A 24797-nucleotide genomic window follows, 5' to 3' on the forward strand; every position below is an offset into this window, starting at 1 on the left:
CAATGGTCCGATCGGTCGTCACCTAGTTCAATGGTGTCCAGATCGCGAGTGAAGGCAGCCGTGACGCGCGGCAGAGATGAGGAACAATGACCGACCCGAACGCCGGCACCCCCACCGCCCCCGAGGCGGCATCGACAGATGCGCCCGACCGGACTCCCGGGGCGTCGAATCCCGACGGACCCAAGCCAAGCGGGGGGCCCAAGCCCGGCGGCGGACCCAAGCCGGGTGCTGGAACCAAGCCAGGGGTACCCGGTCCCGGCTCTCCTCGTCCCGGTGGTTCGGCCGGAGCCAAGCCGCACCCGACGGCATCACACGTTCCCACCGTCGTTCCCACGGTTGCGCCGGCAAGCGATCCCAGCAAGTTCGGCCGAGTCGACGACGACGGCACCGCCTGGGTGAAGACCGCCGACGGCGAGCGGCAGATCGGATCCTGGCAAGCCGGCGACGCGGCCGAGGGGCTCGCGCACTTCGGTCGGCGCTACGACGACCTCGCCACCGAGGTAGGTCTGCTCGAAGCTCGCCTGACCTCGGGCACCGGTGACGCCAAGAAGACCAAGGCCGCAGCGTCGGCGTTGTTGGCGAGCCTGCCGACTGCGGCAGTGATCGGCGACCTCGATCTGCTCGCTCGGCGACTCGACGCGGTCGTCGAACACTCGGATGCAGCAGCGGCCGTGGCCAAGCACGAGAAGGAACTCGAACGCGCGGAGCACACGGCACGCAAGGAGGCGCTCGCGGCCGAAGCCGAGCAGATCGGCAGCGAGTCGACACAGTGGAAGCAGGCCGGAGATCGGCTGCGCGAAATCCTCGACGAGTGGAAGACGATTCGCGGGGTCGACCGCAAGATCGACGATGCCCTGTGGAAGCGGTACTCGAAAGCCCGGGAGAACTTCAACCGTCGTCGCGGCGCGCACTTCGCCGATCTGGACCGCGAGCGCGGTGCCGCGAAGACGCGCAAGGAAGAGCTGGTCGAGCGGGCCAAAGCGCTGTCCTCGTCCACGGATTGGGGCCCGACCGCCGCCGCGTTCCGCGATCTGCTGGTGGAATGGAAAGCGTCCGGCCGAGCCCCGCGCGACGCCGACGACGCACTGTGGAAGAACTTCAAGGCCGCACAGGACGTGTTCTTCTCTGCCCGCAACGCCGCGGCATCCGAGAGGGATGCCGAGTTCGAGGCCAACGCCGAGGCCAAGGAGGCCCTGCTGGCCAAGACCCACATCGATCCGAGCAAGGACCTCGACGCCGCTCGCTCGGCACTGCGTGACCTACAGGACAAGTGGGATGCGATCGGCAAGGTTCCGCGGGAGAAGATGCAGGACCTCGAAGGCAAACTGCGGGCGATCGAGAAGTCCGTGCACGACGCCGTGGAATCGCAGTGGCGTCGTTCCGATCCCGAGGCGGTCGCCCGCGCAGCTCAGTTCCGCGAGCGGGTCGCCCAGTTCGAGGATCAGGCCGCGAAGGCCACGGCAGCAGGCAAGACGAAGGACGCGGAACGCGCACTCGCACAGGCACAGCAGTGGCGCGAGTGGGCCGACGCGGCAGAAAGTGCCGTCGACGAGTTGTGATTCGCCGGCTCCACTCGTGAGTGGGGACGGCCGGCTCGGCCTACGGGGTCGAGCGGCCGTCCCACAGACGCAGTTTCGGTTCGCCCGACGCAGCGGCAACACGGCGCTGCTCCTGCGCGGCGAGCTGCGAGTTGGTCTTGTTCCACACCGCTTTGAGCCAGTGGAACGTGAGCGCGATGACGGCGAGCCACGCGATGATCAGTCCGATTCCCGGCCCGGCACCTTGCAGGGTGTCCGGCACGGTCTGGCGTGTCCAGATCGACAGCATGCCGTACACCGACGACACTGCGCATCCTGCGAGGGCCGCCCAGGCCAGCGCCCAGATGCGGGTGACGAGCGCGAGGACCGACATCACCACACCGAACGTCAGCACCAGCACGACGAAGACGCGCGACGGCAGGGCGATCGATTCGGCCGCGGCTGCGTCGCTGCCCGAGAGCACATCGAACCCACTGGCAGATCCGGTGTGCGGTAGCGCGAAGGTGACCAGCAGGACAAGCACCAGCCCGGCCACGACCATCGCACGGGCGCCGGGGTCCAGCTCGGTCATCACCGCTCTCTCGGTTCGTCCGAGTTCCTCGGCAGTTCGAGAGGGTACGACGCGATCGGGTCCGTCTGTTTCTGTCATGCGGTGCATCCTGTCTGTGCCGGTAGCGGCGCCGGTGCGCCGATCGAGGGAAGTCCGAGGCCGACGCCGATCGGTGCCGTCTTCGGCATCACGCCTCGTTCGTGAGCGTCTCCTGCAGCCGTACGGCGGTGAGTGAGCACTCCGGCGTCGGCGATCAGGTGATACGGGGCTGCGGCGGTCAGTGTGGTCGTGACGACGTCGCCCGGGCGAATATCGCCCGCCCGCTCGGCGTCGACGGCGAAGTGCACGAGTCGGCCGTCCCTGGCTCGCCCGCTCATCCGATGGGTTGCCGCGTTCTTCCGACCTTCACCGGTGGCGACGAGCAGCTCCACCTCGGTACCGATCAGGGCCTGATTGGCCGCGAGAACAATCTCCTCCTGCAGGGCGATCAATCGCAGGTACCGTTCTTGCACAACCTCTTTGGGCACCTGGTCGGGCATGTCGGCGGCCGGTGTTCCCGGACGCTTCGAGTACTGGAACGTGTAGGCATTGGCGAACTTCGCCCGACGTACCACGTCGAGCGTCTGCTCGAAATCCTCTTCGGTTTCTCCAGGGAATCCCACGATGATGTCGGTGGTGATTGCCGCGTGCGGCATCGCGGCACGCACCTTGTCGATGATGCCCATGAACTTCGTCTGCCGATAGGACCTGCGCATGGCCTTGAGGATTCGGTCCGAGCCGGACTGCAGTGGCATGTGCAACGTGGGGCAGATGTTCGGGGTGGATGCCATCGCGTCGATGACGTCATCGGTGAACTCGGCCGGGTGCGGTGAGGTGAATCTCACTCGTTCGAGTCCCTCGATCGAGCCGCATGCGGTCAGCAGCGAGGCGAACGCGCCGCGGTCACGAGGCATGTCCGGATCGGCGAACGAAGCACCGTACGCATTGACGTTCTGGCCGAGCAACGTCACCTCGAGTACGCCCTGATCCACCAAAGCCTGTACCTCGGCGAGGATGTCGCCCGGCCTGCGGTCGATCTCCTTGCCGCGCAGGGCGGGGACGATGCAGAACGTGCAGGTGTTGTTGCAGCCCACCGAGATCGACACCCAACCGGCGTACGCGGATTCGCGCTTCGCGGGCAGTGTCGACGGGAAGGCCTCCAGGGACTCGAGGATCTCGACCTGCGCCTCTTCGTTGTGTCGGGCACGCTCGAGCAGCACCGGCAGCGACCCGATGTTGTGGGTGCCGAAGACGACGTCGACCCAGGGTGCCTTCTGGACGACGGTGTTGCGATCCTTCTGCGCCAGGCAACCGCCCACCGCGATCTGCATGTTGGGGTTACGCGTCTTGGCCGGGCGCAGCATGCCGAGATTGCCGTACAGCTTGTTGTCCGCGTTCTCGCGGACTGCGCACGTGTTGAACACGACCAGATCTGCGTCGGTGCCCGCATCCGCGGGAACGTAGCCGGCCTCCTCGAGCAATCCGGACAGTCGCTCCGAATCGTGGACGTTCATCTGGCAACCGTGCGTACGCACTTCGTAGCTGCGGGGACTTGTCGCCGACCCGTCGGTGACCGGCACGGGCTCGGAAACCCCGTGTTCTGTCACGTCCACGGTCGGAAAAACACTCGTTTGCACCCCTCCAGGGTACGTCCATCGCGCGGACCGACACGCCGGGGTCACGAGCCTCACCGGTGACTGTCCAGGGCCGATGCGGACCCTCAGTAAAGTTTCCATTACATAATCGAAGATGGCGGGCGAAAACGCCGGTCGGCGAGGAAACTACGCATAGGGTTTCGAGCTATGACGCACGCCACCGACGCGCCGGCATCGACACCCCCGCCGGGCGCACCCTCGATGATCTCGCTCAAATCCGTCGACAAACATTTCGGTGATCTGCACGTTCTCAAGGACATCAACCTGGAAGTGCCGGCCGGTCAGGTCGTCATCGTCGTGGGTCCCTCCGGATCGGGCAAGTCGACCCTGTGCCGGACGATCAATCGGTTGGAACCGATCGATTCCGGTGCCATCGAAGTCGATGGAGACCTGCTCCCCGCCGAGGGCAAGGCCCTCGCAGCACTGCGCGCCGACGTGGGCATGGTGTTTCAGTCGTTCAACCTGTTCGCGCACAAGACGATTCTGCAGAACGTCATGCTCGCGCCGATGAAGGTCCGCAAGCAGAAGAAGGACGAGGCGGAGAAGAGCGCCCTGGCCCTCCTCGAGCGCGTGGGCATCGCCAACCAGGCAGAAAAGTACCCCGCTCAGCTGTCCGGTGGTCAGCAGCAGCGCGTCGCCATCGCTCGCTCTCTCGCCATGAACCCCAAGGTGATGCTGTTCGACGAGCCCACCTCGGCCCTCGACCCCGAGATGGTCACCGAGGTCCTCGACGTCATGACCTCGCTCGCGAAAGAGGGCATGACGATGCTCGTCGTCACCCACGAGATGGGCTTCGCCCGAAAAGCCGGTGACCGCGTCATCTTCATGGCCGACGGTGCCGTCGTCGAGGACACCGATCCGGAGACCTTCTTCAAGTCCCCGAAGTCCGAACGCGCCAAGGACTTCCTCGGCAAGATCCTCGGACACTGACCCGATTCACCGCTCGTCCCCGCAAGAACGACCTATCCAAAGGACATTCACAGTGAGAATCACCCGACCGCTTCGCTTCGGTGTTGCCATCGCCGCTCTCTCCATCGTCGCCACCGCATGTGGCGGCGGCGAAGAGGCACGCACTATCTCGAGCAGCGCCGAATCCGGCAACCTCATCGTCGGCATCAAGTTCGATCAGCCCGGCCTCGGACTGCGCAACCCCGACGGCACCTTCACCGGCTTCGATGTCGAGGTCGCCAAGTACGTCGCCGGTCAGCTCGGCGTCGACGAGGCGAACATCGAGTTCAAGGAAGCTCCCTCGGCGCAGCGCGAGACCCTGATCGAGAACGGTGAGGTCGACTACGTCGTCGCCACCTACTCGATCACCGACGCCCGCAAGGAGAAGGTCGGCTTCGCCGGACCGTATTTCGTGGCAGGCCAGTCACTGCTGGTTCGCGAGGACAACACAGACATCACCGGTCCCGCCTCGCTCGACAACGGCAAGCGACTGTGCTCGGTCTCCGGATCCACCCCGGCCCAGAACATCGCCGACGAGTACCCCGGAGTGCAGTTGCAGAACTACGACACGTACTCCGCCTGTGTCGAGGCTCTGCGCAATGGCTCGATCGATGCGCTGACCACCGACGACATCATTCTCGCCGGCTACGCCGCTCAGTCACCCGGAGCCTTCAAGGTCGTCGGCGAGCCCTTCACCACGGAGAATTACGGCATCGGCCTGAACAAGGACGACACCGAGGGACGCAACCAGATCAACGACGCCATCGAAGAGATGGTCTCGAGCGGAGCCTGGGAGCAGGCGTTCAACGACACCGTCGGTGCCTCCGGCTACCCACTGCCGGCCGAACCCACCGTCGACCGCTACTGATCGATGACACCTGTCGGTCCGCTGCACTCGGTGTAGCGGACCGACGGGGTCGAACTCGCCGAGCAGTGAGGACCTGAAGCACCTTGAACCTACTGAGCAAGTACGGCGATCAACTGATAGACGCGTTCCTGACGACCATCTACCTCACCTTGGCCTCCTTGGTCGGCGCGTTGGTCATCGGAACGATCATCGCCGCGATGCGGGTCTCCCCCATTCCAATCGCGCGTGGGATAGCCGCGACCTACGTCACCATCTTCCGCAATACCCCGCTTACCCTGATCATCCTGTTCACCTCCTTCGGGCTGTACGGGACAATGGGCGTCTCGCTGGCTACCGAGACCTCGCCGACCTTCCTCGACGACAACAACTTTCGGTTGGCCATCCTCGGCCTGAGTGTCTACACCGCATCGTTCGTCGCCGAATCGCTGCGCTCGGGAATCAATACGGTCCCGGTCGGTCAGGCCGAAGCGGGCCGATCGTTGGGTATGACGTTCACCCAGAACATCTCCATCGTCGTTCTGCCACAGGCATTCCGTGCTGTCGTCGGCCCGCTGGGCAGTGTCGTGATCGCGCTCACCAAGAACACGACAATCGCATCGGTCATCGGTGTCGTGGAGGCATCGTTCCTGATGAAAGAAATGATCGAGAACGAGGCCGCGATCTTCCTGGTCGGCGGCATCTTCGCGCTCGGCTTCATGGTTCTGACGCTCCCGACCGGGTTGCTGTTCGGCTACATCAGCAAGCGATTGGCGGTGTCATGATGAGTGATGCAGTAGCAGTTCTGTACGACGTCCCGGGCCCGAAAGCGGTTCTCCGCTACCGAATTCTCTCCGGCGTGGTTGCCATCATCTCCCTCGGAATCGCTTTCCTCATCTACCGGGCGTTGGACTCGAAGGGCCAATTGACCGCGGAGAAGTGGGATCCGTTCCTCGAATCGACCACATGGACAACGTATCTGTTGCCCGGAATCCAGGGAACTCTCGTGGCAGCGGCGCTGTCGATCGTGTTCGCCCTCGTTCTCGGTGCCGCTCTCGGTATCGGCAGGCTCTCCGATCACCGGGTGGTGCGTGGAATCAGCGGCACGTTCGTCGAGGTGTTCCGCGCGGTCCCGGTTCTGATCCTGATGATCTTCTTGTACGCCGTCTACGCCGATTACGAGGTCTTCAAGGTCAAGTACCTGGCTTTGGCGGCGGTGGTCACCGGCCTGACGCTGTACAACGGTTCCGTCATTGCAGAGATCGTGCGCGCAGGCGTCAATTCGCTTCCCAAGGGCCAGCGTGAGGCCGCGTCGGCGCTCGGAATGCGCAAGAGCCAGGTCATGCTCCTCGTCCTGCTCCCCCAGGCCGTCACTGCAATGTTGCCGGCGATCATCTCGCAGATGGTCGTGGCGTTGAAGGACTCGGCGCTCGGCTATGTCATCGGCTACGTCGAAGTCGTTCGGTCCGGCCAGCAGGTGGGTGCCTTCTACAGCAACTACCTACCGTCGTTGGTGATCGTGGCGGTCATCATGATCATCATCAACTCCTCGCTGACCAAGCTCGCCACCGTGGTCGAGAAGCGGCTGAGGACGGGCAAGAGTAAATCCGGCACTCCCGTACCGGCTGAGGATGCCAGCCAGGCGGCCTGATAGCTCGCCGCCGTACTGACATCAGTAAGGCCCGCAACACCGATGGTGTTGCGGGCCTTACTTTTTCTCGACAGCACCGGCTCGAGGTGGACGATCACATCGAGTCGGGTCCGTCGAAGTCTTCGGTGTCGGCACCTGCGCGGTCGAGTTGTTCCTTGACCACCGCGAACGCCATTCCTTGGGAGTAGCCGCGACGGGCGAGCATGCCGACCAACTTGCGCACTATCTTGTCTCGCTCCGCGCGGGCGTCCGGTCCATTCGGATCGGGTAACTGCAGTGAGCGACATCGCTTGCGTACCAATTCGGCTGCTCGCTGTCGCTCGTCGTCTGCATCGATCAGATCCAATGCATGGACGGCGAGCTCGTTGCTGACACCCTTGTTGCGAAGCTCCATACTCAGTGCACGTTTGCCCTTGCCGGAGTATTTGTGCCGAGATTGGACCCACTGCTGCGCGAAAGACTCGTCGTCGACCAGTTTGGCCTTCTCGAGCCGGTCGAGAACGGCGTTCGCGATCTCAGTGGTGAAGCCCTTCTTGGCCAGGCTGGCTTCGAGTTCGTGCCTGCTGCGCGCTCGGTCGGTCAGCAGCCGGAGGCAGACATCTTTCGCCTGCGCCTCGGTGCCGCCGCCTTCGTCTCGCTGCTGCACAGCGGCGACAAGTTAGAAGTCGACCGGAGCAGCTGCGGGCTCTTCTGCGGTGACGTCCGCGCCGATCTGCAGCTTCTCCATGATCTTCTTCTCGATCTCGTCCCGCACGTCGGGATTCTCGAGCATGAACTTGCGGGCGTTCTCCTTGCCCTGACCGAGCTGATCGCCTTCGTAGGTGAACCACGAGCCCGACTTACGAATGAAGCCGTGCTCCACACCCATGTCGATCAACGAGCCTTCGCGGCTGATGCCCTTGCCGTAGATGATGTCGAACTCGGCCTGCTTGAACGGCGGCGCAACCTTGTTCTTGACCACCTTGACCCGGGTGCGGTTACCGATCGCGTCGGTTCCGTCCTTCAGGGTCTCGATGCGGCGGATGTCGAGGCGAACCGAGGCGTAGAACTTCAATGCCTTACCACCAGTGGTGGTTTCGGGAGAGCCGAACATGACGCCGATCTTCTCGCGCAGCTGGTTGATGAAGATGACGGTGGTACCGGAGTTGCTCATGGCACCGGTGATCTTGCGCAGCGCCTGGCTCATCAGGCGGGCCTGCAGACCCACGTGACTGTCACCCATCTCGCCCTCGATCTCGGCGCGCGGTACCAGTGCCGCCACCGAGTCGATCACGAGGATGTCGAGAGCACCCGAACGGATCAGCATGTCGGCGATCTCGAGAGCCTGCTCACCGGTATCGGGCTGTGACACCAGCAGTGCATCGGTGTCGACACCGAGCTTCTTCGCGTAGTCCGGATCCAGAGCGTGCTCGGCGTCGATGAAGGCGGCGATGCCGCCGGCCCGCTGGGCACTGGCCACCGCGTGCAGGGCGACGGTGGTCTTACCCGACGATTCCGGACCGTAGACCTCGATGACACGTCCACGCGGCAGCCCTCCGATGCCGAGTGCCACATCCAGCGCGATCGATCCGGTGGGGATGACGGCGATGGGCTGGCGGACCTCGTCACCGAGGCGCATCACCGAACCCTTGCCGAAGTTCTTGTCGATCTGCGCGAGTGCGAGATCGAGCGCTTTGTCGCGATCGTATGCAGCCATCGTGAGCTCCCTGTGTCGTATCGTTCAGCTGTGTCGTGTCGATCAGCTTGGTCGTCGGTAACGCTAGATCGGGGTACCGACAAGAAGTTTCTCGAGACCGCCCGGCAACCGTTGAACCAAGCATAGGGGAACACGTGTTCGAGTCAACTACCGCGGCTCTCGACACGCCGACAGGATCGAATCGACCCGGGAACTACCAGCGCTCTCTCGGCACATCGAACTCGTAACAGATCGATCGCCACACTTCCCGTGGATCGACGCCGTCCTCGATGGCCTGCGCCCCGGTGCGACCGATGCCGGACAGCACGTGATCGGTCAGCAGGGAATCGCCTCGAACGGAGCCGAACTCGTCGGTGAGCAATTCACGAAATTCGGTCAGACGCACACCGACAACCCTAACGCTCGCGCCGTTGCGCTCCGCGGGCGAGCACCTCGTGACACACCGACACCGGATCTGCGACGGACCGTGCTCCGCCCGCCGCCGCCCTCGCCGCCCGGGCGAACTTCGGATCGGACAGTACGGTCGCCACCGCGTCGGCTATGGATGTTGCGGTCGGGGGTCGCACGATGACGGCACTCCCCTGCCTGCCTGCCCGATTCGCCAGTTCCCACTGGTCACCGCCACCGGGTACCGTCACCACCGGCACGCCGTGAATGAGTGCCTTGGCCAACATTCCGTGACCACCGCCGCACACCACCACATCGGCGCGACGTAGCAGTTCGTCCTGGCGACCGAGGCCCGCGTTCGCCCACTCCGGCAGCACGTCGGGGCCACCATCGAGAACGGATGCCACCACCCGGACGCCTCTGCCGTCCAACCCTTTCAGCGCCATCTCGAGCATTCCCTCCGCACCCGTGAATGCGGTCGACGGAGCGACCATCACCACGGGCGACACACCGTCGGGAATATCGAGCAGGTTCTTCGTCGGCTCCCACAGCAGCGGGCCGACCACGTGAGCGTCCTCCGGCCAGTCGGGGCGGTGCACCTCGAGCGCGGGAATGGTGGCGATGAGCCGAGCGGCCGGGCCCGGGTCATCGGCAGGCAGCCCGATGCTCGTCCGTGCGAGTGACCGTTGAGTTCGGCCCTGAGCGATCGAGCGTGACGTCAACGCGCGCATCACGGTATCGCGCAGCCTGCCGCGAACCCCGGTACCGGGCGCCAACCCACTTCCGATGGGCGGCAACCCTTTCGAGGGCGAATACAGCGGGTGGGGCGATAGCTCGACCCAAGTGATGCCGAGCCGCTCGGCAGCCATGCCGCCCCCTGCGGTCAGGATGTCGGATACGACGAGGTCGACGTTCTCCCGCTCGAGGTCGGGCAGCAACTCGGTCGAGACGAACGCCGCCCGCGAGTGGATACGTTGCCCGGCATCGAGATCGTCGTCCTCCGGCCGCGGTGCAAGACCGCCCAACGGAAGCGCGCGCAGCCCCGCGGCGTGCGCGTCGGGCACCCACCTGCTACCGGTGAAGAGAACCGGTTCGTCGCCGGCCGCGCGGAAGAGCAGAGAGAGCGCGATTGCCGGGAAGGCATGCCCCGGATCGGGCCCGGCCACCACTGCTACTCGCATCGACCCAGCGTGCCACACTCGAGCCGGGCCGCTCGACGTGTGCCGACATCAGGTCCGGATCGCCATCGACGCAGCCTCGTTCACGCGCTCTCGGGCCGCAGATACCTGTCGACTGCACACGCCATTTCGCGCACCACCTCGGGACCGGGCACGCGCTCGGACACCATCTCCGCGGACTGAACTGCGGACTGCACCATCAGCAGCACCAGGGTCGCCAGCGTGGTGGGATCCCCAGCACGAATCGACGAATCACGTTGCCCTGCAAGCACAAGCGAAGTCAACGCATCGATGATCAACGACTGACTCGTTCCGAGTCGATGAAGAATGTACGTGGCGAGCACATCGGAATCGGACCGCAGAATTTTGACGAACAACGGGTGCAGACGAATACGGTCGGCAACGCCACCCACTGCCGTCACGATCTGATCGCGACCCGACGCCGTGTCGTCGAAACTCGGAATCAGGGCACCGATCTCGCGCGTGAGCAGACTCGACACCACTGCCCGCGTATCGGCCCATCTCCGATATACAGTGGGCCTGCTGACCTTGGCACGACGGGCGATCTCGGCCAGGGTCGTGCGCTTGACCCCGTGTTCGAGGATGCACGACCGAGCTGCATCGAGAACATTGTCCTCGACCGACTTCTCGGGGGCATCCGTCACGGACGCCGACAGCAAGGGCTCGGTCGAGGCTGGACTCGACACCGGCTGCTCGATCACGTGCCATCCTTCACAATTCGGACAAAGCGATTGTTCCGCGGGTTCAAGCAAACTTTTTCGTTACAGTACCTCACGATTACGGGCACATTCGGCCGCCAAGACCCCGACAACCCGCACTGAAAATGTACGCCGCACCCGGCTGACGAGGAATCGACTCGGTCACCGACACGGCAATCGTCAACCCTGGCAAGCTGATCGATGTGACCGACGAATGGATACGACCATGACCCGTTCGGTGACGGTGCTGACCAATCCGGCGGCCGGTGGTGGGCGTGCAGCGCAGCTGGGACGGTGCGCTGTCGCACGCCTGCGTGAGCGCGAACTGAACGTGACGGCCATCGAAGGGCGCACGCCGGGGGACGCATTGTCATTACTGGAGAAAGCCGTCGGAACCGGCACGGACGCCGTGGTCGCGGTCGGCGGCGACGGACTGGTCAACCTCGTGCTTCAGGTGCTCGCCGCCACCGATACCCCGATGGGTCTCATTCCGGCCGGCACCGGCAACGATCTGGCCCGAGCACTGGGGCTGCCACGAGACGACGCCGCCCGCGCAGCCGACATCGTCGCCGACAACCTCACTCGCACAATCGACCTCGGCCGGATCGGCGAACGCTGGTTCGCCACCGTCCTGTCCAGCGGCTTCGACTCGCTGGTCACCGAGCGGGCAAGACTACTGCGATGGCCCCATGGACCTCTGCGGTACAACGCCGCCATGGTCCTGCAGCTGGCTTCGCTCCGAAAGCTCTCGTACGTGATCGAACTGGACGATGCCGAGCTCCGTCTCGACGCCACCTTGGTGGCCGTCGGAAACGGCAGCAGTTACGGCGGAGGCATGGCCATCTGCCCGTCCGCGCGGTTGGACGACGGTCTCCTCGATATCACCGTCGTCCGCGGAGTGAGTCGAACCCGGCTGGTCGGACTGTCACCGACTCTCTACCGGGGAACGCACGTCGACCTGCCGGAGGTCGACACCTACACCTCGACGCGAGTCACGCTGCGGTGCGAGGGCATCGTCGCGTACGCAGACGGTGAGCGCATCGCCGAACTGCCTGTCACCGCGTACTCCGTACCGCAGGCGCTGCGGGTGTTCGTCGCTCGGGGTTCCGCGCCCGGCGCACGATGAGCGGCTTGCCGATCAGAACTTCGAGGAGGAGCGATCGTTGTCGGACGAGATGGCCCTGTACAACCACACCAGACCCAGCACGAGTGCGCCGGCCACCACGAGCCAGAACACACCCTTGATGATGCTGCCCAGAAGCGCGAGCGCAATCCAGATCAGAACGATGAATCCGAGTACTTTCCAGAACATGAAGTGCTCCTGCCGTCGCCGCGCACCGTGTCGTATCGCGTACTTCGATACTGGCACCGGAGCCCGCCGACCACATCCGGGTGAACCCTGAAATCCTCAGCGGTGCCGCGAGCGGATCTCCTCGATTTCGGTGAGCGCCTCCGCCCATCCCTGCAGTCGATCCGTCGCGGACGACAGCTCACGTCGGTGCGATTCGACCACCGTCGTCGACGCCGATCCGGCCGGTCCGGTCATCCGCGCTGCTGCCGCGACGAGCTGTTCGTACTGATCGACTCCGGTCGCGAGTTGGGCTGCAGCCGAGGCGATTCCGTCACGCAGATGTTCACGGGTGACGGCGCTCGCCGCACCGGCACGCTCCAGAGCCGCGATGTCGACAGCGACCCCTTCGAGACTCCGGGCCGCAGCGGAGGTCACACCGATCATCTCTTCGACATCGTCGGACCCGATCGTCTCGGACCTGGCCAGGATTCCCAGCAGCTCGAACAAGCTCTGCTCGGCCCCGGCCAACCGGCTCATGGACCCGTACGCAGCAGATCCACGCTGCGGCAACGCGCGCTTGGTCGGTAGGCCCACAGGCACCGGTTGCGACCGAAGACGCCGCAACCGCGTGACAGCGAACGCCGCTGGGACGGCCATGAGCGCAGCGCCACCACCGCCGACGAACAGAGTCCACTCCGGGGCCGACAGAACGGCCATCCCCGCGGTTCCCACTGCCGTCGTCGTGGACGCTGCCCCGAATCTGATTCCCCGGCTTCTGGCCCGACGGATCTTCTTCAGATGCTTGACACGGGGGTCCTTTCGCCTACCAGCAGCGTCGAGAATCGAGGTGCCGACACTGCGTGCGGACTCCGCCAGGGATTTCACCACCGCGCCGGACTCCGTGACCGCAGCGGTCACGGAGTCTCGATCGAGCGAAACGGCCGGCCGCTTACGCGACCGGCCGGGCTCGTGTTCTCTTCTACCCATGTCCACTGTGCCGTCAGAAGGGCGAACTCTTCGTTCGATCGATCACGCCTGAGCCGGAGGCTCGGGCGTCGAGTCCGGGGACTTGGCAATCGAGGGCTTCGCCGCGGCATTGCCCGACGGGAGAGAATCGCCTGCCATCGATGCACGGATCTGTTCCAGTCGGCTGTGACCCGCCATCTGCACGGATGCCTGCTGGACCTCCATCATGCGACCGGACACCGTGTTCTGGGCCAGCTCTGCCGATCCCAGTGCATCTGCGTACCGACGTTCGATCTTGTCGCGCACAGCGTCGAGGCTCGGGGTGTTGCCGGGCGCGGACAGGGTGCTGTCCATCGACCGCAGGGATTCGCTGACCTTCTCCTGCATCTTCGCCTGCTCGAGCTGGCTGAGCAGTTTGGTGCGCTCCGCGACCTTGGACTGTAGAGCCATGGCGTTCTGCTCGACGGCCTTCTTGGCCTGGGTGGCAGCCTGCAGAGACTGGTCGTGCAGGACTTTGAGGTCCTCGACGCTCTGTTCCGCGGTCACGAGCTGCGCGGCGAATGCCTCGGCGGCGTTCGTGTATTGCGTGGCCTTCTCGACGTCGCCTGCGGTGGCGGCCTGATCGGCCAGCGTCACCGCTTGTCGAGCGTTGGCGTTGAGCTTCTCGACCTCGTCCAGCTGCCGGCTGAGCTTCATCTCGAGCTGGCGCTGATTACCGATGACGGACGCGGCCTGCTGGGACAGAGCCTGATGCTGCCGCTGTGCGTCTTCGATAGCCTGCTGAATCTGAACTTTGGGGTCGGCCTTCTCGTCGATCTTGGAATTGAAGAGCGCCATCATGTACTTCCAGGCTTTGACGAAAGGATTAGCCATGGGGTGGTCCTGCCTCCATCTGTTGCGCCGCGGTGGCCGCGTACGGGTCGGCTGCTCTCGCAGCGACCGAAATTAACCTGTCCGTGCTGAGAAAAGTCGAGTGCGTGGTCTGAGTCGAGAATGGAAACTGGGTACTTTTCCGATCTTAGGCGGCAGCGAGAGCTCTGGCAGCAGGTGCCGGAATCACGACGCGAGTATCGCCATCGATGCGGGTTGCAACCACAGCCTCGTCGCGTAGTGCCGCGGCGGTGGATGCGTCGGACAGTGTCACGCTGACATCGCTCATGACATCCGCGAGCGGGACGGCGAGGGCATCGCAGATCGCGGCGAGCAGTTCGCTCGACGCCTCCTTGCGGCCACGTTCCACTTCGGAGAGGTAACCGAGGCTGACGCGCGCGGTGTTGGAGACTTCACGCAGGGTTCGGCTCTGTGCGACGCGAGTACGCCGCAGACTGTCGCCGAGTGCTTCACGCAATAGCAGCGCCATCTCGCTCCTCCTCGTTGGTGTTCGTGTCGACGGCTGTGCCGTCGCGACGACAACGTTCATATCTCGTTCGTCCGGAGCCGTCTCGTTGTTCAACGTCCCACTCGGTCCGATTGGTTCCCGACCCTATATCCCCATTCACTCCAACATGCGCCGAAGCCGGTCCGACACGGCTGTCACGACTGTATCCCGGCGAAACGTCCGACGGGGCGCTCGCACACACTCCGACCGCTCCCGCACGTCCGCTCACGTCGAGGACACGCCTCGGCGCAAGCGAACCGCCTGCACCACGTAGTCCAGGCCGGTGTAGACGGTCAGCAGTACCGCCAGAGCCATCAGGGCAACCGCGACGGGATCGACGACAGACGGCAGCGGGCACAGATATACACCGATCGCGAATGTCTGCACCAGCGTCTTGACCTTGCCACCACGTCCTGCGGGGATGACGCCGTGGCGGATGACGGCGAACCGCACGGCCGTGATGCCGATTTCCCGCACCGCGATGATCACCGTCACCCACCAGGAGAGCTCGCCCAACATCGACAGTCCGACGAGCGCAGCACCGATCAAGGCCTTGTCCGCAATGGGGTCGGCCATCTTTCCGAAATCGGTGACGAGACCGTACTTGCGGGCCAGCTGGCCGTCGATGCGGTCGGTGATGGCGGCGACAGCGAAGATCGCGGTTGCGCCGAGCCGCCACGACGTGTCGTGGCCGTCGCCGACGAAGAGCGCCGCCAGGAAGACCGGAACCAAGGCGATACGGAGCACCGTCAGTACGTTGGCGATATTGAGCAACGGGACGTCTGTCATCGCTCCGGAGGTGGCGTTGCCGTGAGGTAGTTCGGAGCCTCGCGAGACATTTCCAGTACTGGATTTACCGTTGCCTGGCACTTTGCCGCTGGTCGGGACGCCGTGATCCGGCGCTACCGGCCCGTTCATCGCCGAACTCCCGAGCCGCGGACGACGCGTCCGCCGATGTGTCGGCTTTCGCGCAGCACCGACCCGCCGAGACGGGGACACACCTCACAGAACCACACACGAAAAGTTTATCGGTTGAGGGAATGACTACTGTTCACCACATGACTTCTGGGCCGAATCGGGCGAGTCGCGACACCGCGCATCCCGAATCCGACGTGCATTCCGACATCGCGAATCGTGGGTCCGCGCACGACGGCACCCTCGTCGTGCGCCGAGCCAGGACCTCCGACATTCCCGAGATCAAGCGGTTGATCGACATTTACGCCGGACGCATTCTCCTCGAGAAGAACCTCGTCACCCTGTACGAGGCGGTGCAGGAATTCTGGATTGCCGAGCGTGACGGCGAGATCATCGGCTGCGGAGCGCTGCACGTGCTCTGGGCCGATCTGGGCGAGGTTCGTACCGTCGCCGTCGACCCCGCAGCGAAGGGGCACGGTGCCGGCCACCTGATCGTCGCGAAACTCATCGAGGTCGCCCGGGAACTGGCGCTGCAGAAGGTGTTCGTGCTGACCTTCGAGGTGGACTTCTTCTCCCGGCACGGGTTCGCCGAGATCGACGGGACCCCCGTCACTGCCGAGGTATACGCGGAGATGTGCAGGTCGTACGACACCGGCGTCGCGGAATTCCTCGACCTGAGCTTCGTCAAACCGAACACGCTGGGCAACACACGAATGCTGCTGTCGCTCTGACAGAATTTTGCGGACCACCCCCGAATTCGGAAGAGAGCTCATGCCACTGATCGCCGTCAGCTACACCTACTCGCCCACCACCACGGACGGTCGCGACACCCACCGCGCTGCCCATCGTGCATGGTTGGCCGATCTGCTCGAACGCAAGACATTGGTCTCGAGCGGCCCGTACGCCGACGGCAGCGGAGCGTTGCTGCTGGTGGACGGCCCCAATGCCGCCACCGTCGAGACACTGTTCGCCCAGGACCCGTTCGCAGTCGAGAATCTGATCGAGTCGGCGACGTTCCACGAGTGGACACCTGTGATGGGCACATTCGCGTCCTGATCGGCCTGCTCACCCGGCTCGGGTGAATGGACCACTGCCCCGCCGAGACGGCTGCAGTGGTCCATTCACCACGATCGAGGCGAAGTCAGAACTCGTCGGACGCCGGCTGTTCGTCCGGGTCGCCGCCCTTGATCGACCACAGCAGACCGTCGAGCTCGTCGGGTTTGACGAGCACCTCGCGGGCCTTCGATCCCTCGCTCGGTCCCACCACTCCTCGGTTCTCCATCAAGTCCATCAATCGCCCGGCCTTGGCGAAGCCGACTCTGAGCTTGCGCTGCAGCATCGACGTCGAACCGAACTGACTCGTCACGACCAACTCGACCGCCTGCAACAGCACGTCGAGATCGTCACCGATGTCCGGGTCCACATCCTTCTTGTCCGAGACCTTCGCCGCGGTCACGGTGTCGTTGTACTCGGGCTCGGCCTGGTTCTTGGCGAAGTCGACGACGGCAGCGATTTCCTCGTCGGTGATGAACGCACCCTGTAGACGCGTCGGCTTGCCCGCACCCATCGGCAGGAACAGCGCGTCGCCCATACCGATCAGCTTCTCCGCCCCCGGCTGATCCAGGATGACGCGGGAGTCGGTCAGTGACGAGGTGGCGAAGGCCAGACGCGACGGCACGTTCGTCTTGATCAGACCGGTGACGACGTCGACGGACGGGCGCTGGGTGGCGAGCACCAGGTGGATGCCGGCGGCGCGCGCCTTCTGCGTGATCCGCACGATCGCTTCCTCGACGTCGCGCGGGGCGGTCATCATCAGGTCGGCGAGCTCGTCGACGATCGCGAGGATGTACGGGTACGGCCGATAGACGCGTTCGCTGCCCAGGGGCGCGGTGATCTCGCCGGAGCGCACCTTCTTGTTGAAGTCGTCGATGTGCCGAACCTTGTTGATCTGCATGTCCTGGTAGCGCTGCTCCATCTCCTCGACGAGCCAGGCCAGGGCAGCAGCAGCCTTCTTCGGCTGCGTGATGATGGGGGTGATGAGGTGCGGAATGCCTTCGTACGGCGTCAGCTCCACCATCTTCGGGTCGATCAGGATCATTCGCACTTCGTCCGGCGTCGCTCGCGCCAGCAGCGATACGAGCATCGAGTTCACGAAACTCGACTTACCGGAACCGGTGGATCCGGCCACCAGCAAGTGCGGCATCTTCGCGAGGTTGGCGCTGACGAAGTCGCCCTCGATGTCCTTGCCCAGTCCGATCACGAGGGGATGGTGATCCTTGCGTGTGGACGGCGCCGTGAGCACATCGGCCAGGCGGACCATCTCGCGATCGGAGTTGGGCACCTCGATCCCGACCGCCGACTTGCCCGGGATCGGCGCGAGCAGGCGCACGTTGTCGGTGGCCACCGCATAGGCGATGTTGCGCGCGAGCGCCGTGATCTTCTCGACCTTGACGCCGGGTCCGAGCTCCACCTCGTAGCGCGTGACCGTCGGTCCGCGGGTGAAACCGGTGACGGCAGCATCGATCTTGAACTGGTCGAGTACCTCGGAGATGGCCTCGATCATGGCGTCGTTCGCCTGGCTGCGGGTCTTGGGCGGGTCACCGTCGATCAGCAGCGACAACGACGGAAGCGTGTAGTCACCGTCGACGACGCGATCGACGACGATCTTGTCGTCCTCGGCCGCCTGCTTCGGTTCGGCCGCCTTCACGATGGGCTTGGGCTTCGGCCGTGGGGGCGTGACCGGCTCGGGGGCAGGCGTGGGGACAGCCGCGGCCGGCGCGATGACCTCGGTGGCGGCCTCGGGCGGCGGGGTCTTGCGCGCACGCGACGGCTTGGCGACCGGGATGTATTCCTCGGTCGGGTAGTTGTCGTGCGGGTCGACGGTGCCGTGGACCGGGTAGCCGTCGGCATCGAAGTTGCTGTCGTAGTCGCCGTAGCCCTCGTCACCGAACTCGGAGCCGAAGTCGGCCGGGTCGTACTCGTCGTATTCGTCGCCGCGGCTGTCGGTTCCGAACAGTGCACGCATCCGGTCAGGCACGTCGCGCACGGTGGTACCGGTGAGCAGGAGCACTCCGAACAAACCGGCGAGCAGCAGCAACGGCACGGCCAGCCACACGGTGAGGCCGTCGGCGATGGGTCCGCCTGCGACGTATCCGATGAAGCCCGCGCCCTCGGATCGGCCCGCGGCGTCGGTCGGTGAACCGGCGGCCATGTGCCACAGTCCGAGGATCGGCAAGCCGAGCAGGATCGAGCCCAGGACCAGCCGCGGACGCACCTCGGGATTCGGTTCGGATCGCATCAGAACCACGGCGATTGCGACACCGAGGACGGGTGCGACGTAACCGGCCTCGCCGATGACGGCGCGGATACCCACCTCGATCCATGTGCCGACCGGTCCCCCGGCGCTCAACCACACACTCGCGGCGACGACCACACTGACGGCGATCAGTCCGAGGGCGATTCCGTCCCGACGGTGGCCGTGCTCGATGTCGGCAGCTTTGCTCACGGTCCGGGTCGTGGCACCGACTCCACGGGCCGCCATCGACCAGGTGGACGCAATGCCTCGCCCGATCGCATCGAGAGCACCGCGTGACTTCTTCTTCGCCGCAGGCCGCCGAGCCGTCGACGAGCCCCTGGCGGGGGCCTTGCCGCGGGAGGATGCGTTCGCGCGGGACGTCGCCGGGTTGCGCGGCGCGGTCGGCTTCTTCGGCGTGGTGACGGTGCGCGCGGTGCGTCCACCGCCGGATTTACGGGCGGTGCCGGACGCGCGCGAGGAGCCGGATCCGCTGGATCCGGCCCTGGCGGTGGAGGTGCTGGTCTTTCCTGCCATGCCCCCAGGCTAGTCGCAACAGCCCCGTCGAAACCATCCGCAACACCAGTAACAGCGGAGGCGAATGTGTCAGAAGCTCAGATCGAGCGCCTTCACAGCGGCGACATCGTCTGCCGAACCCTCGTACAGCACCTCGATCTGGTCGCGTCCGAACGCGTAGAGCAACAGTTCCGACGGCTCCCCCACCACGGTCACGCCCGGGCCCGACCCGCCCTTGAACGTGGCCCGTCGGCCATCGGGAGTGCGCACGTGGACCGGCACGGGTGAGGAGCGGTGTCCGGCCCGTCCTATCAAACGAACCTGCGGCCACAGACGCGTTTCCACCGCGGTCGGCAGTACTCGACGCGTCCAACTCTCGCCGGCCCGGCGCAGATCCTCGTGATGAACGAACATCTCACCGAGATTGATCAACGGATCGAGCAGTGCGAACGGCGACCACATGGGCGGCCCCGTCCGTATGTCCTCCACCACGGAGGTGAACGGCTTGTTCGAAACGGATCGCTGGACCCGCTCCGTGTACCCCGCGAGCGGCGACAGGAATATGCCCGGCGAGGCGTCCAGGCGTCGCTCCCGGACGACGAGATGCGCCGCCAGATCGGCCGCTGTCCACTCACCGCACAGCGTCGGCGCATCGGGACCCACGTCGAGAAGGGTCTGGACCAATTGAGAACGTTCATCCTGGGCAAGGCTCACGCGCTCCAGGCTACGGCCAGACGGAACCAGCGGCATCCTGCCGCGGGATCCCATCCTTTGTCTGGGTAACCTCCCAACAGTGCCGGTATCGGAAATTCTCGTCATCCTGCTCGCCGGACTCGGAGCCGGAGCGATCAACGCCGTCGTCGGTTCCGGGACACTGATCACGTTTCCGACTCTGGTCGCATTCGGCTATCCCCCGGTGGTCGCCACCATGTCCAACGCCGTGGGACTGGTCGCGGGCAGCGTCTCGGGTACGTGGGGATATCGCCGAGAACTGCGTGGGCAGTGGCATCGCCTGCGGTGGCAATTGCCGGCCTCGTTCTTCGGCGCGCTCGGTGGTGCCTGGCTGCTGCTGCATCTGCCCGAAACCGTCTTCGCCGCAGTGGTTCCGGTGTTGCTCATCGGCGCGCTGATTCTCGTTGTCACACAACCGCGAATTCAGGCCTGGGCCAAGCGGCGGTCGGAAGCCGCGGGCAAGGCCGCGAACCACATCAGCCGTACCCGGATGGCGTTGGTCACCGGCGGCACCCTACTGGTCGGCGTCTACGGCGGCTATTTCACTGCTGCCCAAGGCATTCTGCTCATCGGAGTGATGGGGGCACTGCTCCCCGAAACCATGCAGCGGATGAACGCAGCCAAGAATCTCTTGTCGCTGGTCGTCAATGTCGTTGCCGCAGTGACGTACACGATCTTCCGATTCGACGACATCAGCTGGCAGGCAGCCGGACTGATCGCCATCGGCTCCTTGATCGGTGGAGCGGTAGGAGCACGCTACGGCCGCCGGCTCTCGCCGGCGGCCCTGCGTGGTGCCATTGTCGTTCTCGGTCTGATCGGACTCTGGCGACTTCTCGTGCAGTAGATCTACTGCGGCTGCGGCTTGACCGCGATGATGGTCGGAACGATCATCGGCTTGCGGCGGTACTTGTCCGCTACCCACCGACCCACGACGCGGCGCACGGCCTGCGCGATGCGGTGCGTGTCGGACACACCGTCGGACGCCAGACGCTGCAACTCCGACTCCACGAGTTGCCCGGCTTCCTTGAGAGCGGCCGGATCGTCGGAGAATCCGCGACCGGACACCTCGGGTGCGGTCACCGCGCGACCGGTGGCCGAGTCGACGGCGACGCTGATCGCGATGAATCCGCCCTCGCCCAGCACGAGCCGATCGGAGAGCGTCGAATCGCCCACGTCACCGACCGAGAGGCCGTCGACGTACACGTGCCCCACGGGCACCTGTCCGACGATCTCGGCAAGACCGTCGACCATGTCGACCACCACGCCGTCCTCGGCCAACACCACACGCTCCTCGGGGACACCCGTCGCCTTGGCCAGAGCAGCGTTGGCACGCAGGTGACGCCACTCGCCGTGCACCGGCATGGCGTTGGTGGGCCGTACCGCGTTGTAGAGGTACAGCAGCTCACCCGCCGAGGCGTGGCCCGAGACGTGGACTTTTGCATTCTGCTGCGTCACGACGGTCGCGCCGCGCTTGGCGAGGCCGTTGACCACAGCGAACACCGAATTCTCGTTGCCGGGGATGAGCGAGGACGCCAGCACCACGAGATCGTTCGCCTTGACGTTGATCTGGCGATGCTCGCCGCGGGCCATCCGGGACAGCGCGGACAACGGCTCGCCCTGCGAACCCGTGGAGATGAGCACCAACCGGTCGTCGGGAAGCGTTGCGGCAGTGTCGACATTGACCTCGAGACCGTCGGGCACACGCAGGTAGCCGAGATCCTGAGCGATCTGCATGTTGCGGACCATCGACCGGCCGACGAAGGCCACCCGGCGGTTGTACCGCTCGGCTACGTCGATGACCTGCTGAATGCGGTGCACGTGACTGGCGAACGACGCGACGATGACGCGCTGCTTCGCCTTGCCGATGACGGTGTCGAGCACCCCGCCGATCTCACGTTCCGGCGTGACGAACCCGGGCACCTCTGCGTTGGTGGAATCGACCAGGAAGAGGTCGACTCCCTCGTCGCCGAGCCGCGAGAAGCCGGCCAGGTCGGTCAGGCGACCGTCGAGCGGCAGCTGATCGAGCTTGATGTCACCGGTGTGCAGCACCAGACCGGCGTCGGTCCTGATGGCAATGGCAAGCGCATCGGGAATCGAGTGGTTCACCGCGAAGTACTCGCAGTCGAACGGGCCGTGCTGCGTGTGCTGGCCCTCGATCACCTCGACGAGGTTCGGACGCAACCGATGCTCCCGGCACTTGGCCGCGACCAGAGCGAGGGTGAACTTGGAACCGACGACGGGTAGGTCGGGACGCAGGCGGAGCAGGAACGGGACAGCACCGATGTGGTCCTCGTGACCGTGCGTCAGCACCACGGCCTCGACGTCGGCCATGCGGTTCTCGATGTGCCGGAAGTCCGGCAGGATGAGGTCGACACCCGGCTGCTGGTCCTCGGGAAACAGGACGCCACAGTCGATGATCAGCATCTTTCCCTGATGCTCGAACACCGTCATGTTGCGACCGATTTCGCCGATCCCACCGAGTGCGACCACGCGCAGGCCCTTGAACGGAGCCTTCGGCGGCGTGCCGAGACGCTCCGTCGGGTCGAATTCACGACGCTTGTCGGGACGCTGCGTGCGCGCCGAGTTCTGCACCATCGGCTTGCCCTGCCGAGCTCCTGCCGGTTGGCCCTGCTTCGGGGCCGGACGCTCGGAGGGTGGTCCGGCGTTTCGGGTTGCGCGTCCGCGCGATCTGTTCGGTCGTGTCATACAAGAACTCCTGCCGCCCGCAGCTCCGCTGCGAGCAATTCGATGTGATCGATGCTCGGTGGCACCTGGGGAAGTCGTGGTTCGCCGACATCGAGTCCGATGAGGCGAAGGCCGGCCTTCGAGGCGCTGACGCCGCCGAGGCGCGCGACCGAGCGAATGACCGGAATGAGACTGACGTTGATCGCCTGTGCACGTGCGATGTCGCCCATCATGAAGGCGGTGTGCAACTCACGGAGGCGAGCCGGGACGAGGTGGCCGATGACGCTGACGAAGCCGGTCGCACCGACGGAGAGCCAGGGCAGGTTCAGTGGGTCGTCGCCGGAGTAGAACTGCAACCCGGTCGACGCGATCAGTTCGGCACCGGCGTTCAGATCGCCCTTGGCGTCCTTGACCGCGAGGATCCGCGGATGCTCGGCGAGCCGTCGCAGCGTCTCGGTCTCGATGGGGACGACCGAGCGCGGCGGAATGTCGTAGAGCATCACGGGCAGGTCAGTGGCATTGGCGACCGCGGTGAAGTGGGCGTACAGACCGGCCTGCGGCGGCCGGGAGTAGTACGGGGTGACGACCAGTAGACCGTGCGCGCCTGCACGGGCTGCGTCACGGGCGAGTTCGACGCTGTGCGCAGTGTCGTTGCTGCCTGCCCCGGCGATGATGCGAGCTCGGTGACCGACCGCAGCGATCACCGCGCGAAGCAGTTCGAGCTTCTCGTTCTCGGTGGTGGTCGGTGATTCACCCGTCGTGCCGGCCAGAACCAGTCCGTCGTTGCCCTGTTCGACGAGGTGATGCGCCAGGCGAACGCCTGCATCGATATCCAACTTACCGTCCGCTGTGAACGGGGTCACCATGGCGGTGAGCACCGTACCGAACACAGGCGCAACGGAAGGAGTGGCGTCACCGTAGGTCATGGCAGCAGATTACCCGGTGCTTTACCCACTCTCGCGCAGCGGGACTCCCCGCCGACACCGTGTTCCGAGACCCGCTCGCGGTCGCCACCGAACCTCGTCGTCAGACCTCGGTCACGAACGGGCTGCGAGCCACTTCCGTGCCGTCGTGCAGTGTCGAGATCTCGAAGTCACCGAATACGTCCGGCGCCACTGCCACGAGCTTACGCAGACATTCGACGGCGACGCGTCGAATTTCGACGTCCGCATGCTCCGATGCGCGCATCGATACGAAATGCCGCCATGCCCGGTAGTTGCCGCTCACCACCACGCGAGTCTCGGTCGCGTTCGGCAGCACCGACCGAGCGGCCTGTCGTGCCTGCTTGCCGCGCAATGCCGCATTGGTGACCGATTCCAACTTGCCCTCGAGCGCACCGAGCAGTTCGGTGTACGCCGCACGACTCGCTTCGGTTGCCGATGCGAACAGCGCCTCGAGCTCGGGATCACCTTCGACAGCCGGTGGAAGAACCACGTTGGCGTCGTGCTCAGGAACGAATCGTTGCGAGAGCTGCGAGTAGGAGAAGTGCCGGTGCCGGATCAGTTCGTGCGTGCACGATCGCGAGATTCCGGTGATGTAGAACGTCACGCTCGCGTGCTCGAGAACCGAGAGGTGCCCGACGTCGAGCAGATGACGCAGATACGACGCATTGGTCGCGGTCCGAGGATTGGGCTTGGACCAGCTCTGATAGCACGCCCGACCGGCGAACTCGACCAACGCCTGCCCGCCGTCCGCGTCGGTTTCCCAGGGAATGTCGGCGGGCGGAACGAACTCGGTTCGGGCGACCAGCTGCACCTTCAGCGCAACCGTCCGCGGCACAGCTCTACCTTCGTTTTCTGCTGACACCGCACAACCCT

26 protein-coding genes are annotated in these 24797 nt (G+C 65.0%); 9 read left to right on the top strand and 17 right to left on the bottom strand.

Annotation, left to right across the window (positions count from 1 at the left end; translation table 11 throughout):
• Positions 1–86 precede the first annotated feature (86 nt).
• A complete protein-coding gene (locus AABD04_RS13420) occupies positions 87–1559 on the top strand; it encodes a DUF349 domain-containing protein (protein WP_341441479.1) in 1473 nt (490 codons plus the stop codon).
• Positions 1560–1599: 40 nt separating this feature from the next.
• On the opposite strand, the gene AABD04_RS13425 is transcribed toward AABD04_RS13420, so the two are convergent.
• Both AABD04_RS13425 and miaB read right to left on the bottom strand, forming a co-directional pair.
• Positions 1600–2187, bottom strand: a complete 588-nt coding sequence (locus tag AABD04_RS13425; protein ID WP_341441480.1) for an Rv2732c family membrane protein — start codon at positions 2185–2187, stop codon at positions 1600–1602.
• Entirely contained in the window at positions 2184–3707 is a 1524-nt protein-coding gene (gene miaB, locus AABD04_RS13430; protein ID WP_341443047.1) for a tRNA (N6-isopentenyl adenosine(37)-C2)-methylthiotransferase MiaB, read from the bottom strand. The genes AABD04_RS13425 and miaB overlap by 4 nt, the downstream gene beginning before the upstream one ends.
• Before the next feature lie 276 nt (positions 3708–3983).
• Here miaB and AABD04_RS13435 point away from each other — a divergent pair, with 276 nt between their 5' ends.
• The 4 genes from AABD04_RS13435 (at position 3984) to AABD04_RS13450 (ending at position 7225) form a co-directional block, all read left to right on the top strand.
• Positions 3984–4712, top strand: a complete 729-nt coding sequence (locus AABD04_RS13435) for an amino acid ABC transporter ATP-binding protein (protein WP_341443048.1) — start codon at positions 3984–3986, stop codon at positions 4710–4712.
• Between the two features lie 52 nt (positions 4713–4764).
• Positions 4765–5598, top strand: a complete 834-nt coding sequence (locus AABD04_RS13440; protein ID WP_341441481.1) for a glutamate ABC transporter substrate-binding protein — start codon at positions 4765–4767, stop codon at positions 5596–5598.
• Between the two features lie 83 nt (positions 5599–5681).
• The gene (locus tag AABD04_RS13445; RefSeq protein ID WP_341441482.1) at positions 5682–6359 is read left to right on the top strand and encodes an amino acid ABC transporter permease; all 678 of its coding nucleotides are present in this window, start codon (positions 5682–5684) and stop codon (positions 6357–6359) included.
• A complete protein-coding gene (locus AABD04_RS13450) occupies positions 6359–7225 on the top strand; it encodes an amino acid ABC transporter permease (RefSeq protein WP_341441483.1) in 867 nt (288 codons plus the stop codon). The genes AABD04_RS13445 and AABD04_RS13450 overlap by 1 nt, the downstream gene beginning before the upstream one ends.
• Before the next feature lie 94 nt (positions 7226–7319).
• Here AABD04_RS13450 and AABD04_RS13455 read toward each other — a convergent pair whose 3' ends face one another.
• The 5 genes from AABD04_RS13455 to AABD04_RS13475 form a co-directional block, all read right to left on the bottom strand.
• Positions 7320–7871: a regulatory protein RecX gene (locus AABD04_RS13455; protein ID WP_341441484.1), complete on the bottom strand. Its 552-nt coding sequence runs from the start codon at positions 7869–7871 to the stop codon at positions 7320–7322.
• A 12-nt stretch (positions 7872–7883) separates the two neighbouring features.
• Positions 7884–8921, bottom strand: a complete 1038-nt coding sequence (gene recA, locus AABD04_RS13460; RefSeq protein WP_008716921.1) for a recombinase RecA — start codon at positions 8919–8921, stop codon at positions 7884–7886.
• A 193-nt stretch (positions 8922–9114) separates the two neighbouring features.
• Entirely contained in the window at positions 9115–9306 is a 192-nt protein-coding gene (locus AABD04_RS13465) for a DUF3046 domain-containing protein (RefSeq protein ID WP_243593254.1), read from the bottom strand.
• Between the two features lie 10 nt (positions 9307–9316).
• A complete protein-coding gene (locus AABD04_RS13470; protein WP_341441485.1) occupies positions 9317–10489 on the bottom strand; it encodes a glycosyltransferase in 1173 nt (390 codons plus the stop codon).
• Positions 10490–10569: 80 nt separating this feature from the next.
• Positions 10570–11193: a TetR/AcrR family transcriptional regulator gene (locus AABD04_RS13475; protein ID WP_423228231.1), complete on the bottom strand. Its 624-nt coding sequence runs from the start codon at positions 11191–11193 to the stop codon at positions 10570–10572.
• Positions 11194–11431: 238 nt separating this feature from the next.
• Between AABD04_RS13475 and AABD04_RS13480 the strand changes: the two genes are divergently transcribed.
• A complete protein-coding gene (locus tag AABD04_RS13480; RefSeq protein ID WP_341441487.1) occupies positions 11432–12331 on the top strand; it encodes a diacylglycerol kinase in 900 nt (299 codons plus the stop codon).
• A gap of 12 nt (positions 12332–12343) precedes the next feature.
• On the opposite strand, the gene AABD04_RS13485 is transcribed toward AABD04_RS13480, so the two are convergent.
• The 5 genes from AABD04_RS13485 to pgsA all read right to left on the bottom strand — a co-directional run bounded on the left by AABD04_RS13485 (position 12344) and on the right by pgsA (position 15629).
• On the bottom strand, positions 12344–12517 hold the full coding sequence (locus AABD04_RS13485) for a hypothetical protein (protein ID WP_335740716.1): 174 nt from the start codon (positions 12515–12517) through the stop codon (positions 12344–12346).
• A gap of 96 nt (positions 12518–12613) precedes the next feature.
• Complete coding sequence (pspM, locus tag AABD04_RS13490) at positions 12614–13414, bottom strand: phage shock envelope stress response protein PspM (protein WP_341441488.1); 801 nt, start codon at positions 13412–13414, stop codon at positions 12614–12616.
• Between the two features lie 111 nt (positions 13415–13525).
• Entirely contained in the window at positions 13526–14335 is an 810-nt protein-coding gene (locus tag AABD04_RS13495) for a PspA/IM30 family protein (RefSeq protein ID WP_341441489.1), read from the bottom strand.
• Between the two features lie 145 nt (positions 14336–14480).
• Positions 14481–14822 (bottom strand): helix-turn-helix domain-containing protein, encoded by a 342-nt coding sequence (locus tag AABD04_RS13500; RefSeq protein ID WP_243593261.1) that lies wholly within the window; start codon positions 14820–14822, stop codon positions 14481–14483.
• 243 nt (positions 14823–15065) lie between these two features.
• Complete coding sequence (gene pgsA, locus AABD04_RS13505; protein WP_341443049.1) at positions 15066–15629, bottom strand: CDP-diacylglycerol--glycerol-3-phosphate 3-phosphatidyltransferase; 564 nt, start codon at positions 15627–15629, stop codon at positions 15066–15068.
• A gap of 269 nt (positions 15630–15898) precedes the next feature.
• On the opposite strand from pgsA, the gene AABD04_RS13510 reads away from it, so the two are divergent.
• Positions 15899–16486, top strand: a complete 588-nt coding sequence (locus AABD04_RS13510; protein ID WP_243593263.1) for an amino-acid N-acetyltransferase — start codon at positions 15899–15901, stop codon at positions 16484–16486.
• A gap of 40 nt (positions 16487–16526) precedes the next feature.
• Positions 16527–16811, top strand: coding sequence for a YciI family protein (locus AABD04_RS13515; RefSeq protein WP_341441490.1), 285 nt, complete (start codon positions 16527–16529; stop codon positions 16809–16811).
• 85 nt (positions 16812–16896) lie between these two features.
• Here the strand turns inward: AABD04_RS13515 and AABD04_RS13520 are convergent, their stop codons facing one another.
• Together AABD04_RS13520 and AABD04_RS13525 are read right to left on the bottom strand one after the other, a co-directional pair.
• Positions 16897–19584 (bottom strand): DNA translocase FtsK, encoded by a 2688-nt coding sequence (locus tag AABD04_RS13520; RefSeq protein WP_341441491.1) that lies wholly within the window; start codon positions 19582–19584, stop codon positions 16897–16899.
• A 69-nt stretch (positions 19585–19653) separates the two neighbouring features.
• Positions 19654–20277 carry a TIGR03085 family metal-binding protein gene (locus AABD04_RS13525; RefSeq protein ID WP_341441492.1) on the bottom strand — a complete coding sequence of 208 codons (624 nt, stop codon included), beginning with the start codon at positions 20275–20277 and terminating at the stop codon, positions 19654–19656.
• A gap of 79 nt (positions 20278–20356) precedes the next feature.
• On the opposite strand from AABD04_RS13525, the gene AABD04_RS13530 reads away from it, so the two are divergent.
• Complete coding sequence (locus AABD04_RS13530; RefSeq protein WP_243593267.1) at positions 20357–21139, top strand: sulfite exporter TauE/SafE family protein; 783 nt, start codon at positions 20357–20359, stop codon at positions 21137–21139.
• Positions 21140–21141: 2 nt separating this feature from the next.
• On the opposite strand, the gene AABD04_RS13535 is transcribed toward AABD04_RS13530, so the two are convergent.
• From AABD04_RS13535 to thyX, 3 genes are all read right to left on the bottom strand, one after another.
• A complete protein-coding gene (locus AABD04_RS13535) occupies positions 21142–22890 on the bottom strand; it encodes a ribonuclease J (protein ID WP_374230228.1) in 1749 nt (582 codons plus the stop codon).
• A gap of 107 nt (positions 22891–22997) precedes the next feature.
• A complete protein-coding gene (gene dapA, locus AABD04_RS13540; RefSeq protein WP_243593269.1) occupies positions 22998–23906 on the bottom strand; it encodes a 4-hydroxy-tetrahydrodipicolinate synthase in 909 nt (302 codons plus the stop codon).
• Positions 23907–24006: 100 nt separating this feature from the next.
• Positions 24007–24759 carry an FAD-dependent thymidylate synthase gene (gene thyX / locus AABD04_RS13545; RefSeq protein ID WP_243593612.1) on the bottom strand — a complete coding sequence of 251 codons (753 nt, stop codon included), beginning with the start codon at positions 24757–24759 and terminating at the stop codon, positions 24007–24009.
• Positions 24760–24797: the final 38 nt, after the last annotated feature.

Origin of the sequence: Rhodococcoides navarretei (genome assembly GCF_038069675.1) — a bacterium.
GTDB classification, from domain to species: domain Bacteria; phylum Actinomycetota; class Actinomycetes; order Mycobacteriales; family Mycobacteriaceae; genus Rhodococcoides; species Rhodococcoides navarretei.